General features: G+C 59.3%; 13 protein-coding genes. 11 read left to right on the forward strand and 2 right to left on the reverse strand.

Going from position 1 to position 13,789, the window contains the following annotated elements; all coding sequences use genetic code 11:
• Positions 1-48 precede the first annotated feature (48 nt).
• Positions 49-957: a MurR/RpiR family transcriptional regulator gene (locus AC3WJM_RS08650; RefSeq protein WP_492259934.1), complete on the forward strand. Its 909-nt coding sequence runs from the start codon at positions 49-51 to the stop codon at positions 955-957.
• Between the two features lie 153 nt (positions 958-1,110).
• Here AC3WJM_RS08650 and AC3WJM_RS08655 read toward each other — a convergent pair whose 3' ends face one another.
• The gene (locus AC3WJM_RS08655) at positions 1,111-1,725 is read right to left on the reverse strand and encodes a TetR family transcriptional regulator (RefSeq protein ID WP_492259935.1); all 615 of its coding nucleotides are present in this window, start codon (positions 1,723-1,725) and stop codon (positions 1,111-1,113) included.
• Between the two features lie 249 nt (positions 1,726-1,974).
• Between AC3WJM_RS08655 and AC3WJM_RS08660 the strand changes: the two genes are divergently transcribed.
• The 7 genes from AC3WJM_RS08660 (at position 1,975) to AC3WJM_RS08690 (ending at position 10,683) form a co-directional block, all read left to right on the forward strand.
• Complete coding sequence (locus AC3WJM_RS08660) at positions 1,975-3,594, forward strand: ABC transporter substrate-binding protein (RefSeq protein ID WP_492271645.1); 1,620 nt, start codon at positions 1,975-1,977, stop codon at positions 3,592-3,594.
• A 20-nt stretch (positions 3,595-3,614) separates the two neighbouring features.
• Positions 3,615-4,562: an ABC transporter permease gene (locus AC3WJM_RS08665; protein WP_492259937.1), complete on the forward strand. Its 948-nt coding sequence runs from the start codon at positions 3,615-3,617 to the stop codon at positions 4,560-4,562.
• Positions 4,559-5,410 carry an ABC transporter permease gene (locus tag AC3WJM_RS08670; protein ID WP_492271646.1) on the forward strand — a complete coding sequence of 284 codons (852 nt, stop codon included), beginning with the start codon at positions 4,559-4,561 and terminating at the stop codon, positions 5,408-5,410. The genes AC3WJM_RS08665 and AC3WJM_RS08670 overlap by 4 nt, the downstream gene beginning before the upstream one ends.
• 11 nt (positions 5,411-5,421) lie before the next feature.
• Positions 5,422-6,426 carry an ABC transporter ATP-binding protein gene (locus AC3WJM_RS08675; RefSeq protein WP_492259939.1) on the forward strand — a complete coding sequence of 335 codons (1,005 nt, stop codon included), beginning with the start codon at positions 5,422-5,424 and terminating at the stop codon, positions 6,424-6,426.
• Complete coding sequence (locus AC3WJM_RS08680) at positions 6,427-7,245, forward strand: ABC transporter ATP-binding protein (RefSeq protein ID WP_492271647.1); 819 nt, start codon at positions 6,427-6,429, stop codon at positions 7,243-7,245. It begins immediately after the preceding gene.
• A gap of 167 nt (positions 7,246-7,412) precedes the next feature.
• Positions 7,413-9,113, forward strand: a complete 1,701-nt coding sequence (locus AC3WJM_RS08685) for an amidohydrolase (protein WP_492271648.1) — start codon at positions 7,413-7,415, stop codon at positions 9,111-9,113.
• Positions 9,103-10,683: an amidohydrolase gene (locus tag AC3WJM_RS08690; RefSeq protein ID WP_492271649.1), complete on the forward strand. Its 1,581-nt coding sequence runs from the start codon at positions 9,103-9,105 to the stop codon at positions 10,681-10,683. Before AC3WJM_RS08685 ends, AC3WJM_RS08690 begins: the two co-directional genes overlap by 11 nt.
• Before the next feature lie 56 nt (positions 10,684-10,739).
• On the opposite strand, the gene AC3WJM_RS08695 is transcribed toward AC3WJM_RS08690, so the two are convergent.
• Entirely contained in the window at positions 10,740-11,231 is a 492-nt protein-coding gene (locus tag AC3WJM_RS08695; RefSeq protein WP_492259943.1) for an Lrp/AsnC family transcriptional regulator, read from the reverse strand.
• Positions 11,232-11,523: 292 nt separating this feature from the next.
• Between AC3WJM_RS08695 and AC3WJM_RS08700 the strand changes: the two genes are divergently transcribed.
• From AC3WJM_RS08700 to AC3WJM_RS08710, 3 genes are read left to right on the forward strand one after another with little or no spacing between them, the layout of a single operon-like run.
• The gene (locus AC3WJM_RS08700) at positions 11,524-11,919 is read left to right on the forward strand and encodes a DMT family transporter (protein WP_492271650.1); all 396 of its coding nucleotides are present in this window, start codon (positions 11,524-11,526) and stop codon (positions 11,917-11,919) included.
• A gap of 40 nt (positions 11,920-11,959) precedes the next feature.
• Positions 11,960-13,390 (forward strand): NAD(P)/FAD-dependent oxidoreductase, encoded by a 1,431-nt coding sequence (locus tag AC3WJM_RS08705; RefSeq protein WP_492271651.1) that lies wholly within the window; start codon positions 11,960-11,962, stop codon positions 13,388-13,390.
• Positions 13,387-13,755 carry a cupin domain-containing protein gene (locus AC3WJM_RS08710; protein WP_492271652.1) on the forward strand — a complete coding sequence of 123 codons (369 nt, stop codon included), beginning with the start codon at positions 13,387-13,389 and terminating at the stop codon, positions 13,753-13,755. The genes AC3WJM_RS08705 and AC3WJM_RS08710 overlap by 4 nt, the downstream gene beginning before the upstream one ends.
• The last annotated feature ends 34 nt before the right edge of the window (positions 13,756-13,789 follow it).

The following is a 13,789-nucleotide window of genomic DNA, read 5'->3' on the forward strand; positions in this document are numbered from 1 at the left end:
GGCATGAACCCGGTACCTTGTTAGAGGAGTCAAGAGAAGGAGAATGGTGTGGAAGAGGCAGGAAACGCGGAATTATCACGAACTGTTCTGGTCAGGATCCGTTCAGCCCTTCCGTCGCTGCGGCCGTCCGAGCGCGCCATCGCCGACGTGGTCCTCGCCGCCCCCTCTCGAGTTGCCATGATGTCTATCGGAGAGCTCGCCGAACGATGCGGGACGTCGACTACCTCAGTCGTCCGCTTCTACAAGAAAATCGGTTACAGCGGATATTCCGATCTTCGCCTCGATCTGGCGCGGGAGACCACCCGCGAGAGTCTCGTCAACAACGTTCCGGCGGAGGTCTATGAAGACATCGACAAATCGGACTCCCTCCAGGACATAGTTTCCAAAATTGCCTTCAACGAGACGATGTCGATCGCTGACACTGCCCAACTGCTCGACATCCACAAACTGGCCGAGGCAGTCGCAGCGATCTCTGAGGCGCTGAAGACCGACATCTTCGGAGTCGGAGCCGGGGCGCTGGTCGGGCAGGACATGCAGCAGAAGCTGCACCGGATCGGCAAAGTATCGTTCAGCTGGTCAGAGGCGCACGCCGCGTGGACCTCCGCAGCACTTCTCGACTCCTCCTGCGCATCCGTTGCCATTTCGCACTCGGGAACGACAATGGACACCGTCGAATTCCTCAAACTCTCCAAAGAGGCCGGAGCAACCACCATCGCAATCACCAACCACGCCGAGTCCCCGCTGGGCCGTGCAGCCGACATTGTGCTCAGCACAGCAGCCCGAGAGACGCCCTTCCGGCCAGGGGCATTGGGCAGCCGCATAGCCCAGATGATGGTTATCGACTGTCTCTTTGTGGGCGTCGCACAGCGTTCATACGATTCCTCAATCTCGGCCCTGCGCAAGACACACGCAGCCATCCAGGGTCGGAGACTGCCCCAGGGAAATCCGCATGGATAGGCTCGCGCCAAGCGGGGCAGCCGGTTTTATCTCCCGCGCGCGGCCACTTCAACGCATCCATGGTGGGGGACTGGGGCCAAGCCGGAGGAGACGGATCCCGGCACTATCGATCGTATTATCGCGCTGATCGACACGATTAGATATTGACGGCGGCTAGGCCGCTGCTTGGGACCGAAGTCCTGCGAGCATGGCTTCAGCCATGGTTCGAGCGTCTTGTATGCGCTCTTGAGACAGATCAATATCCGTGATGAACATGTTTCCGATGGCCATGGTCAGCACGCCGTAGGCCGTCACCCGGCAATGCGTTTCGTCTGCATCCGGCTCGGCCGTCTGGAGTATTTCCATCATTGAGGAGTGCATCCCCAGGTACGCGCGGACGACAATGTCATGGATGGCAGGTATCGATCTGCCGGCGTCGATGAATGCGAACGCCGCCGGGTTTTCCTCGGTGGGTTCAGCGAACTCGCCGAAGAGGTAGTCCAAGGCTTCGGGCAGGCTCAGGCTGGGATCCAGGATCGGCGTTTCCTTGGGGGGTATCCCTGGGGCTTGTTCGTCCGCCCCGGGATCGCCAAAGAAGAAAGTTTGCGCGGCATCGGTTAGCAGCTCGTCGCGGTTGCCGGCAAAATGCCGCATGTGGCCCCGCGCCATGCCAGCAGCGTCCGCTATCCGCTCCAAGGTGGTACCCCCGACTCCATGCGCGGCCATGCACTGGACCGTCGCCGCGATGATCTGGCGACGGCGTTCGATGGCTACGGATCTGCGTCCCACTCAAGCCTCCATTCCTAGACAAGTTTGACTACAAATTACTCGCAGTCTCCTGCTCGGGCCGTAGTTGGCGTGAAACCCCATGAGCTGGTCCTGAGTTTACTGCCGCCAAGAGCTATCCATTTTCAGCCCGATAAGTACATGGTCAGTCTTGACTAAATAAAAAACAAGTCCCAGACTGTAAGGACGAGCGGCGCCTGTGAGGCCCGTCACCATCCCACCCGTAGTTCCCTGGAACGAAAAGGAACCCCTATGACTTTAGGTAGAGCCACTGCCGCGACAGCCGGCGCCGCTGCTGTCGCCCTCTTCCTCGCTGCCTGCGGCGGCGGTGGGGCTACCACTGCTGCCTTTGAACCGAAGATCACAACTGACGTGCCAGCGGCCAAGTCTCCGGTTGCGTCGATCACGTGGAATTTGCCCTACGGGGAGCCCGCCAGCCTGGATCCTGCCCTGTCTGCCTTGGAGTCAAACAGCACAATCGTGTCCAACCTGTGCGAGTCACTGCAGACGCAAACTCCTTCCGGCGAGGTCAAGCCGGGACTGGCTGAATCCATTGGTAAGACAGATGACCGAACCTACGTCATCAAGCTCCGCGCGGGAGTGACTTTCTGGGATGGGCAGCCGATGACCGCAGAGGATGTCGCTTACAGCATCAATAGGGTGCTCGATCCGGCTACTGGATCGTCGTGGGCGATGTGGGCGGGACCCGGCGCTACCGCCTCGGCTACGGGTGACAACGAAGTCACGGTGCGTTTGAAACAGCCGAGTTCGATGACGGCCTCCTTCTTTGCCACTCCGGCCTTTGCAGTCGTGGAAAAGGCGTATGCCGAGAAGGGAGGTGCCAACTTTGGTACTGCCGCCGGCGGGGTTATGTGCACAGGCCCATACAAGTTGGACAAGTGGTCGTCAGGGCAGAACGTTACCGTACTCAGGAACGATTCCTGGTGGAACTCAGCTGAAAAGCCATTGGTTCAAGCAGCGAAGTTCACCTTCACCACCGACTCGTCCGCTCAAATTGCTGCTCTTAGGGGTGGATCCGTTGACGGTTCCTTCTCTGTTCCGATTTCCGGATTCCAGAGCTTGAGTACTTCGGGGAACCTTCTTTTCAATAACAGCTACGGCACTGATTACCTTGCAGTCACCAATCTGCAAGGGGGTCTGGCCGACGTGAAGACCCGTGCCGCACTCCAAGCCGTTATTGACTACGCCGGTATAGCAAAGAGCATTTATCTCGGCGCGGCCGAACCCTTGCGGGCTTTGGTTCCACCGGCTACTTGGGGCTACTCCCAGGGCGTATTCCAAAGCGCATGGGACAAACTCCCGGCGGCCAACCAAGACCTGACCAAGGCTAAACAACTGCTCAGCGAGTCGAGCTATGCGAAGACCGAGATTGTGCTCGCCTACCCTGGTTCCACGGAGGAGCAATCCAAGGTGGCGACAGTTATCGCCGACAGCGCGAAGAGCATCGGGCTTAACGTACAACTGAAGCCGCTCCAGCAAGCAGACTACGCCGCGCTCTTCGGCGGCCCGCAAGCAAGAGCCGGAATCGACGCTTTTGTGTCCATCGGGTATCTCGATTTTCGCGAACCTGCGGAATACTACCAGTACTGGACGACCGGTAATTACTACAACTTTGCGAATTACTCGAATCCAAAGTACGACGCGGCGGTCAACGCAGCGCTCTCCGAGTTTGATGATGCAAAGCGTGCCGCCTCTGTCGCTGAGGCCCAAGCCATTCTGGCCAATGACCTGCCGGCGATTCCCTTGTTGACTGACCGTCTGAGCGTCTTTTACTCCGGCAAGCTGACCGGGCTGGTTCCGTCGCCGTCATACCTCTACGCGCCTTGGCTCGCAAGCCTTGGGGGCAAGTAGCGATGAAAAGAGGTCGCTCGATGACACGGTGGATCGTGTCCCGGCTGTCCGCGGGCATGGTGACGATGTTCGTGGCATCCTTCATCATTTATTCTTCGCTCAAGCTTGTGCCCGGCGATCCACTTGCGGCCCTCACATCAGGTGTCAAACTCAATCCTGAGCAGAGGGCGGCCCTGCGGGAAAAGTTGGGCCTTGACCAAGATCTACTCAGCGGGTTCGCGCAATGGCTTGGCGGGATCGCCAAGTTCGATTTTGGCCAGTCGCTGCTCTATTCAACACCGGTGACAGATCTTGTTGGTGCCCGCCTCCCGGCGACTGCGGTGCTTGTGAGCTATTCGGCGATCCTCGCTCTGGTTGTGGGGTTGGGCATCGCCATGGTTTCCGCTACCCGACCGGGAATCCTGGACCAGTTAGGGCTCATTATCACGAGTGCGTCGATTGCGACTCCGTCGTTTATTGTGGCACTTGTCCTCCTGGGCGTCTTCGCGGTCCAGCTCCGGCTGTTTCCGGCCACAGGCTCCGGCTCCGGGTTCGCGGACATGCTTTATCACCTCACTTTGCCCGCCATCACCCTCGCGATTGTGACTTTCGGTCTGCTGGCAAGGGTGGCACGGACTGCGTTCAAAAAAGAACTGAGAGCCGAGCACGTTGAAGTGGCCAGGAGCCGTGGCGTGCCCCCATGGGACATTATGCGCCGCCACGTGGTGAGGAACTCACTTGGACCGGTTGTAACGCTCGTCGCCCTGGTGCTCTCATACCTCTTTGTCGGAACGGCGGTGGTGGAGATTGCGTTTGGCGTCGAGGGTCTGGGTTCCTTGCTGGTGACCTCCATAGCGCGCCGTGATTTCCCCGTCGTCCAAGCTATTTCCCTGATGGCTGTTGCGTTGTTCGTCGTGACCAGCACGGTTACAGATCTCATCACACCCTTGATCGACCCACGGGTCCGCACCGTTGGAGGACTGTCATGACGGTTACCGCTCTCGCTGTCACCAGGGCCGGATGGGTTCGACGACGCCGCCCGCCTGTGCTGGTCGTCGCCGCCATCGTGACACTATCCATAGCGTCGTTGGTTGCGGTCTTGGCCCCGGTTCTTGCCCCATTCGATCCTGACCAGACGGACCTCCTGTCGGCACTTTCTTCCCCGTCCGCAACTCACCTTCTTGGCACCGACGGCATGGGGCGGGATACCCTGTCACGTCTCCAGCATGGAGCTCGCCTGAGCCTGTTGGCGCCACTTGCTGTAGCGGTGTTAACCATGCTGGTCGGGTCCGCATTGGGCTTGCTCGCGGCCCGTGTCGGCGGCCCGATCGATCTTGTCATTTCCCGCGGCATGGACATTGTGTATGCCTTCCCCACGCTACTGCTTGCCTTGTTGTCCGTAGCTATTTTCGGTCCTGGCTTGGTGGCTCCCATCTGTGCCCTGGCAATTGGATACGTCCCTTTTATGGGAAGAATTGTCCGATCGGCGGTCCTTCAAGAGCAGGTGCGGCCGTACGTGGGCAGCCACGCAGTGATGGGATTCAGTTCGATCTGGATCACCCTGCGCCATATCCTGCCCAACATTCTGCCGGTGCTTCTGGCGCAGGCCACCCTCGCCTTCGGTTATGCGATGCTCGACCTTGCTGCCTTGTCCTACCTTGGACTGGGTGTACAGCCTCCGGCAGCCGACTGGGGTTCGATGATCGCATTCAGCCAAAGCGCTGTCTTGCAGGGCAACCTCTGGAGCATTATCTTTCCCGGCGCGGCAGTCATTGTCACTGTGCTGTCGGTCAATGTCATCGGAGAGACCATCTCAGACAAGGTGAGCGGATCGTAGTGAAGCAAATAATGAAATCGGACCTCGCGCCGCTGTCTCACCCAGCAACTTCAGAGCCGTTGGTCATCCGCGGGCTGTCCATGGTGGTCGAAACTGACCAAGGTCCGCGGCCCTTGCTCGACGGGATCGACCTGCACGTCGGGCCGGGAGAGATTGTGGGCCTCGTGGGTGAGTCAGGGTCAGGTAAAAGCCTGACATCACGTGCGGCAATGGGCTTGTTTCCAAGCCGCACAAAGGTCTCGGGTTCAGTCACTGTTGATGGAATAGATGTTGCCGCGGCCAGCCGGGCTGATCTGCTAGAGGTCCGACGGCGGCGGGCGTCCATGATCTTTCAAGATCCACGCAGCTCAGTCAACGCGGTGCGCAGAGTCGGTGATTTTGTCACCGAAGGGCTCCGTGCCCAGGGCGTACGGAGCGGAGAGGCGGCAATTCGGGCAATTGAATTGCTCCGGGACGTGGGAATCCGTGATCCGGAAACTGCGATGCGCAAGTACCCGCACGAATTTTCGGGCGGCATGCTTCAGCGCATCGTCATTGCGGGCGCCTTGTCCACTGAACCGCGCCTTGTCTTAGCCGACGAGGCGACAACTGCATTGGACGTGACAACTCAAGCAGAGGTTGTCGCGCTGCTGAGGAAACTCCAGGCACGGACCGGCGCGGGCCTCTTGTTCGTCACCCATGACTTGGAGTTGGCAGCCGCTATGTGCGACCGCGCCTATGTAATGTATAGCGGTCGTGTGATCGAGACCGGACCAGCGCAGGGTCTGTTCAGCAATCCGCAGCACCCGTACACAATTGGTCTTTTGAATTCCAACCCCAAGCTGACGGGGGAGCGGATGTCCCTGACGCCGATTGCGGGAAGGCCCCGCGCCTTGGCAGAAGCACCTTCAGGCTGTGCGTTTCGGGACCGCTGTCCTCTGGCGGTACCTGAATGCGCCGACGACGTTCCCGCATTGTCGCGGCATGGATTGTCCACGGTCGCGTGCGTACGCCCCGGCGAAGCGAAAGCGGCTTAAATGGAAGAACATCTGACAGGCACCGGCGCCTTGCTTCAGGCACGGTCCCTGACCAAGAAATTCAAGGGATTCACGGCTGTGGACGATGTGTCGTTCAGCCTCTTCCGTGGCGGGTCGCTTGGAATCGTGGGTGAGTCGGGATCAGGTAAGTCGACCACGGCGCGGATGATCGTTGGTCTGGAAACGCCTACATCCGGAGAAGTGTTGCTTTCGGGCGCGGCTCAACGCGGTCGGCGTGAAACGGCACGTTACGTTCAAATGATCTTCCAGGATCCCTATCATTCCTTTGACCCGCGGCTCACAATTGGCCAGGCAATCGAAGAACCTCTGCGCTTGCACTTTGATTTGACTAAGGAGGAGCGGCGCCTGAAGGTCAGGCAACTTCTGGATCAAGTTGGACTCAGTTCGCGGCAGGCCGAAGCCCTTCCACGAACGCTGTCCGGTGGGCAAAGGCAGCGGGCTGCCATCGCCCGAGCGTTGGGCATTGCGCCTCAAATACTCGTGCTTGACGAGGCAGTGGCAGCCTTGGACGTCTCGATTCAAGCCCAGGTTCTGGTCCTTCTTGAGCAAATCCGGAAGGAGACGGGCATGGCTTACGTGTTTGTTAGCCATGACCTTGCCGTGGTCCGTTACGTCACCGAGCAGGTCATCGTGATGCGCAAAGGAAAGATAGTGGAACGAGGGCACACTGAAGAAGTCCTCGCTCATCCTCAACACCCCTATACCCGGCTACTGCTCGATTCCGTACCCCGTCAGGACTGGGACCTGGGCCGCCTCCGGCAAGACCGACTGCAACTTGAGGCCGCAGACTTGCTATAACAATGGGCGCCCTGTCCCCCGGACGTGCCGGGCCCTTGGCAGGATCCATTCGCCCCGCTCCGAGCCCCAGGAGATCTGCGCAAATTTCTAGTCATTTTTGACTAATTAATGTCTCTCGCTATCCCGTTGGGACATGCCAACGGTGCAACAATGAACGGAGATCCACCATGGGAATGGTGCTGAAGAATGCAAATATCTACACCTCGGATGAGCACCAACCACGGGCTGAATTGATCGCTGTCGAAGGCGGCCTTATCACCTACATCGGCGACCAGGCTTCCTTTGAGAACACGGACGGACTGGTGGAGTACGACCTCGGCGGGCGGGCGGTAGTTCCTGGGTTCATCGACTCTCACACGCACCCGAGCATGGTTTCACAGAGCCAGTGGCACGTTCGCCTGCCGTGGACCAGCAATGTCAGCGAGCTTCTGGAATTCATCGCCCAATACGCCGAGGACCATCCGCCGGAAGAAATGCCGTATCTCTACTTTGAGTACTACCCAACAGATGCCTTTACAGAGATGGCGCCGACCAAGGAACTTCTGGATTCCGCGGTTTCGGATCGTCCCGTTCTCTGCCAAAACTTCAGCGAGCACGAACACTGGGTGAACAGCAAGATGCTTGAACTCATGGAAGTCACCGGTGACACTCCGGATCCGGTCCCCGGATTGGAGATGTTCGTCCGTGATGAAAATGGTGAACCGACAGGACTTTTACGCGACTTCGTGCACCTGCACTTCCTTGAAAAGATGTTTGAAAACCTCGGCTGGACACCGCCGGAGCAGCTAACTCCCGAAAGGGTCGCCGGCTTCTTTAGGTTCATGACTGAGCACGGCGTAACCTCTGTCTTTGAGGCGTTGGTAGAGGACGAGGAGATCTTCGAATCCGTCAACGAACTTGATAGCCGAGGCGAACTCAACATGTACTACGAAGGATCACTTCGCTTCCGCCACGCCGAGGATTTGCCTTATGTAATCGCCCGCCTCAAGGGGTGCCAAAAAAAATACGGTACCGAGCATATAAACATCAACACTCTTAAACTCTTTCTGGACGGCACCAACGAGACCGGCAACAGCGCCCTCCTCAGCCCATTGTGTGACCACTCAACGGGCGGAGAGCTGGGCGAGATCGGAATGGATGCGGATGAACTTGAGCAGTGCTTGGTTCTGTGCAACAGCGAAGAGGCGGATCTGCACATCCACGTGGTCGGTGATCGCGGCTTCAGGGTCGCATGCGACGCCGTCGAGGCAGCCCAGAACAGCGTGAGGGGAGCCGGCGGCACTTGGACAACCCAGGTCACGCTGGCGCACTGTGAGCTAATCGATCCGGAGGACATGTCCAGGCCCGCGGAACTGGGGATCGTCATCAATTGGACGGCTCACTGGTCGGGCGCCTACTTCGGGGTGGTCGCAAAGAAGCTTCTGGGAAGAGAGCGCTGGAACAGAATGTACCGTTTCAACGAGCTTGCCGACAGCGGCGCGTTGCTGACCTTCTCCAGCGACGTGGTCACGGCATACGAGCTACACCGCGGAAATCCGCTCTTCGGAATGCAAGTAGCGCATTCTCGAATCGACCCGGAATACCCGCTCGACGGCGACGCCCACCCCGGCAGCATGCGACCGGATGCGTCCGCCCGGATTTCAAGGGAACGGCTCCTTGAGGGCTATACGATCAACGGAGCAAAACAGCTGCGCCTGAACCACAAGATGGGGTCCTTGGAAGCTGGAAAGATCGCAAACTTCAGCGTCTTGGGCGAGGATCCGTTTACAGTAGACCCGGCCTCGATCAGCAACATAACGTTCGACGCTGTGGTCTTTGAAGGAGCCGTCGTGGCTGGCTCGCTGGGAGGGCAGATCCATGCCAACTAATAACTTGAACCGAACAGCGTTCGTCGGCGGAAAAGTCTGGACGCCTGGATTCGCCGCGCCCCGTTCGCTCGACGTCATGGTTGAGGATGAGAGAATCGCGGACGTCACGGTGGCAGGTGCTCTGGACACACGGGCCGCGGACATCGTTGACCTGACCGGAAAGCTCCTGGCTCCGGGCTTCCAAGATGCGCACATCCACATGGGGATTGGCGGGCAGGATCTCCTGACTTGCGACCTCTCAGGCCTGGAGACCCCCGAAGAGGTCTACTCAGCGATAGCCCTCTACGCATCCAGACACCCTGACCTTGCCTGGGTGACCGGAGGAGGGTGGAACAGGGACGTCTTCGACGGTCACGGACCAACGCGACAAAAGCTCGACGAACTCGTCGATGGCCGGCCAGCAGTGTTCAGCCCGTATGACCGCCATGGTGCGTGGGTCAGCACCGCCGCCTTGACCGCGGCAGGTGTGCACAACGGCAGCCCGGACCCGTTGCACGGCTTCTTTCAACGCGACCACAACGGTGATTTGACCGGGATGGTTGAGGAGGACGCCGTTGCTGTCGTGCGCCGGGCGATGCCCGAGCTCTCGACGCGGGACCGCATGAAGTTCATTCTCAAGGCTCAGGACCACGTGCTGCAAATGGGAATCACGTCAGTCCAGGACGCCCTGGTGGGAGAAGGGCTTGGCATGCCGGATCAGCTAGAGGCGTACCGCGAAGTACTTAAGGACGGCAGTCTCCGGTTGCGCCTGACAACGGCACTCTGGTGGGACCAGACCCGAGGACTGGAACAGATCCCTGAAATACAGCAACGGCGCAAGCAACTCGAGGACGCCGCTGAAGCGGACAGGGTCATCGCGGACACCGTGAAGATGATGGTGGACGGCTCGAACCTGCTATTCATGACCGCCGAGCAGATCCGCGAGGCGACGGTGGCCCTGGACGCGCTCGGATTCACTGTTCACTACCACTCCTTCGGCGACGGCACTACGCGCTGGATTCTAGATGCTATCGAGGCCGCCATCGAGGAAAATGGTCCGAAACCCCGCCGCCATCACATTGCACATTTGTTTGTCGTAGGGCCAACTGACTTTGAGAGATTCGCCAAGCTTGGCGTCACCGCAAATGTCCAGGGATTCTGGGCCGGTTCTTCAGTGCCGCACGACCACCTGCACCAATCCACGCTGATCGAACATCCGGAACGGTTCGAATACCCGCTGGGCCGCTTGCAGGCGGCCGGGGCTCGTCTGGCGGCAGGAAGTGACTGGCCTGTCACGACGCCGGATCCCCTCGCCTGTGCAGGCGCGGCCGGAGGGAACTCCCATTACCTGGACAGCACGGCAAACATCTCGGAACTCGATCGCCTGGATCTGGCCACAATGCTCACGGCCTACACCTCGGGCTCCGCCTTCGTCAATGGACGCGACGGCCGGACCGGGCGTATTGCCCGAGGATTGCTCGCAGACCTTGTTGTCCTGGACCGTGACATTTTTGAGCACGAACAGGCGCTCATTCAGGCCTCAGTTGTTGAGGTCTGGATTGGTGGTCACCGGGAATACTCACGTGCGTGAGCTGGCCCGCGTGCGCGTGCGCGTTCGAGCCGCGGGCGAGGGTAGAAGCAGGCCGCTTAGCTACTACCGACGCCCCATCCATAAGCGAGCTTATGTGCCTCAAGGACAAAGAACGTTTCCGTGGACTGGACCCCAGGGACACGTTGGAGCCTGTCATAGAGGAACTCCGTGTAGTGGGGAAGGTCCCGACAGACCACCTCGACCATCACATCGAACGTACCCGCGGTGAGGATGACGTAGCTCGTCTCAGGAAAATCGGCCAGGCTCGCACAGACGTCGCGCCCGGTTCCAGGTGCACATTTAATGCCCACCATAGCCAGCCTGTCGAAGCCGATTGCCAGCGGATTGGCGATTCCCACAATCTGCAGGATCCCGGACTCTTCGAGCTTCTGGACCCTGTAACGGACGGAGGAGGCAGGAATTCCCGATTCCTCGGCGATGTCTTTGAATGGTTTGCGACCGTCGAGCTGCAGCGCAGCTATGATCCTGCGATCAACGTCGTCCAAGCGAACTGTGGTATTGACCTGGGCCGGTGCTGCTTCCCTCATGTCGTTACTTCGGGCCCGGCTGGAAAATTCTGGCTTAGCATCTTCGACCATTGAGCCAGTGTTACCTGCATTCCAGTGCCGGTCAACTTCGCCCCGGCTTCCATGCGAAGCCGGGGATTGGGGCCGGAGGAGAGCTCCCGACCGAGGCTTGGTCGCTCCTCGGGCAACGAACTACATCGGGGAAAGCTGTTCTCGAAGCAGTCGTACGGTGCTAAATTTCTCTTGAACGCAACTTTATCGGGATTCGGTTGCGATTTCAGCAACAGCTTGCCTCCGCCGCCAAGCGTCGGGCATGCGCCGCCAGAACATGGATTGGAAAAATATGCATTGGCTCTTCTTGGCAGCAGCGATCGTGTGCGAGGTTGTTGCCACCGTGCTTCTGAAAGCTTCGGAGGGCTTCACTAAACCGTGGCCGACCGTTGGAATGGTGCTGGGTTATGCCATTTCCTTCTTTTTGCTCAGTTTGGTTCTGCAGTCCCTCACCGTTGGCGCCACCTACGCCATCTGGTCAGCCGCAGGAACAGTACTCATAGCGGTCCTGGGCATCGTCGCCTTCAATGAACGGCTGGGTGTCCTTCAAATAGTTGGAATCTTCGTGACCATTGCAGGTGTCGTCCTGATCAACTTGGGTTGCTCCGCAACGGCAGAACCGACGCCGCCGACTGCATTGTCCTCGAATCAGCTTTAGCCACCACATCCCAAACATGCACTAACCAAGGAACCGGCAAATGATCAGCTATGACCGCGCCGAGGCAGCAGCCTCACCTGCTCAAATCGACAACGCGCTGGCCTCGGCGGCACCACGCCCCTATTGGCTCGACGACCCAGACCGGCCGGAGGCTTTGCCACCGTTGCTGGCGGACGCTTCGACAGACCTGGCAATTGTCGGTGGCGGCTACACCGGACTTTGGACCGCCGTCCTGGCCAAGGAACGCGATCCCGACAGGAGGGTAGTACTGCTTGAAGGGCGTCGCATTGGCTGGGCGGCCTCCGGACGAAACGGCGGATTCTGCGAGCCATCTTTGACACACGGAGAGTCCAACGGCCGCCAGCACCTGCCCGACGAAGTGCAGCTGCTGGAGCAATTGGGTCGTGAGAACTTAAGAGAGATCCAGGAGTCCATAGAACGGTACGGGATCGACTGCGACCTCGAAGCGACCGGCGTCCTGAAGGTGGCTACTGAACCGCACCAGGTCCACTGGCTTCTGGAGTCGGTCGAGGAGGACCACTCTGAGTACCTTGACCGTGCCGCCGTCGGCAAGGAGATCGCGTCGCCCCTCTACCACGCGGGTTTGTGGGAGCGGGACGGCGCACTGATGGTCCACCCGGCAAAGCTGGCCTGGGGTCTGCGCAGGGTGTGCTTGGAACTGGGAGTCGAGATCTATGAGGACACGCCGGTTGAACGGGTGGAACCCGTGCGGGGCGCCATACTCGTCCGCACTTCAAATGCAACTGTCCGGGCATCGAAAGTGGCCTTGGCAACCAACGTATTCCAACCGCTGCTTAGACGGGCGCGTCCTTTCACCGTCCCTGTTTACGACTATGCACTGATGTCGGAACCCCTAAGCGACGAACAGTTGCAGTCCATTGGCTGGCAAAACCGGCAGGGAGTCGCGGACCTGAATAACCGCTTCCACTATTACAGGTTGACCAAGGACGTCGAGGGGAGGAGCAGAATTCTGTTCGGCGGTTATGACGCTGTCTACAATTTTGGGCGGCGAGTAAAACCCGAGTATGAACAGAACATTGCAACGTCCCGCAAGCTCGCCGCGCACTTTTTCGCCACTTTCCCGCAGCTTGCGGACGTGAAGTTCACCCACCAGTGGGGCGGGGCGATTGATACCTGCAGCCGGTTCTTCTCCTTTTTCCTCACCGCACATTCCGGACGGGTCGTTCACTCCGCTGGATACACAGGACTTGGCGTAGCCGCAACCCGGTTCGGAGCGAAAGTCACGCTGGACCTTCTCTCGGGAGAAAAAACGCAGCTGACTGAACTTCAATTGGTGAAGAAGAAGCCGCTTCCGTTCCCGCCCGAACCCATCGCGTGGATCGGCGTTCGACTTATGACAGCTGCCATGGTGAAAGCCGACAGAAATCAAGGTAAACGCGGGCCATTCCTGAAGGTCATGGACGCTATCGGAATGGGATTCGACTCGTGAGTGCAAAGGACTTGCGCGCCGGCCAGGCGCTGAACGTCAACGCCGTCGCTTTGAAGCACGAGGCCGTGCCAGGGGACCAGGTGGCTCAGGGCTCGCCCACCACTGGCCTTCACGGCCTCGGAACGTTCGGCGGTCTCACGCTCGGTATCTGGGAGATGACCAGCGGAGGTATGTACGACGTCGAGGCGGATGAGATCTTTTTGGTTACCGCCGGACGGGCTACTTTGGCGCTGCAGGAGGCCGGAGGATCGCCTTCATCGCTTGAGCTGCTTCCGGGAACTGTCGTCAGGCTGGCCGCAGGGATGCGCACCACCTGGTTGGTTCACGATCCGCTCCGCAAGCTCTATCTGGCCCCCAGCCAGTAGTACCTCACGCCCGGTCGTCAGCGATGCCCCGTAG

The organism is Arthrobacter sp. FW306-1B-G06A, from assembly GCF_058781765.1.

Bases quoted from the DNA above. Each gene is read 5' to 3' on its own strand.
- AC3WJM_RS08690 (WP_492271649.1), top strand. From the start codon at position 9,103: ATGCCAACTAATAACTTGAACCGAACAGCGTTCGTCGGCGGAAAAGTC.
- AC3WJM_RS08670 (WP_492271646.1), top strand. From the start codon at position 4,559: ATGACGGTTACCGCTCTCGCTGTCACCAGGGCCGGATGGGTTCGACGA.
- AC3WJM_RS08700 (WP_492271650.1), top strand. From the start codon at position 11,524: ATGCGCCGCCAGAACATGGATTGGAAAAATATGCATTGGCTCTTCTTG.
- AC3WJM_RS08680 (WP_492271647.1), top strand. From the start codon at position 6,427: ATGGAAGAACATCTGACAGGCACCGGCGCCTTGCTTCAGGCACGGTCC.
- AC3WJM_RS08675 (WP_492259939.1), top strand. From the start codon at position 5,422: ATGAAATCGGACCTCGCGCCGCTGTCTCACCCAGCAACTTCAGAGCCG.
- AC3WJM_RS08660 (WP_492271645.1), top strand. From the start codon at position 1,975: ATGACTTTAGGTAGAGCCACTGCCGCGACAGCCGGCGCCGCTGCTGTC.
- AC3WJM_RS08685 (WP_492271648.1), top strand. From the start codon at position 7,413: ATGGGAATGGTGCTGAAGAATGCAAATATCTACACCTCGGATGAGCAC.
- AC3WJM_RS08695 (WP_492259943.1), bottom strand. From the start codon at position 11,231: ATGAGGGAAGCAGCACCGGCCCAGGTCAATACCACAGTTCGCTTGGAC.
- AC3WJM_RS08665 (WP_492259937.1), top strand. From the start codon at position 3,615: ATGACACGGTGGATCGTGTCCCGGCTGTCCGCGGGCATGGTGACGATG.
- AC3WJM_RS08705 (WP_492271651.1), top strand. From the start codon at position 11,960: ATGATCAGCTATGACCGCGCCGAGGCAGCAGCCTCACCTGCTCAAATC.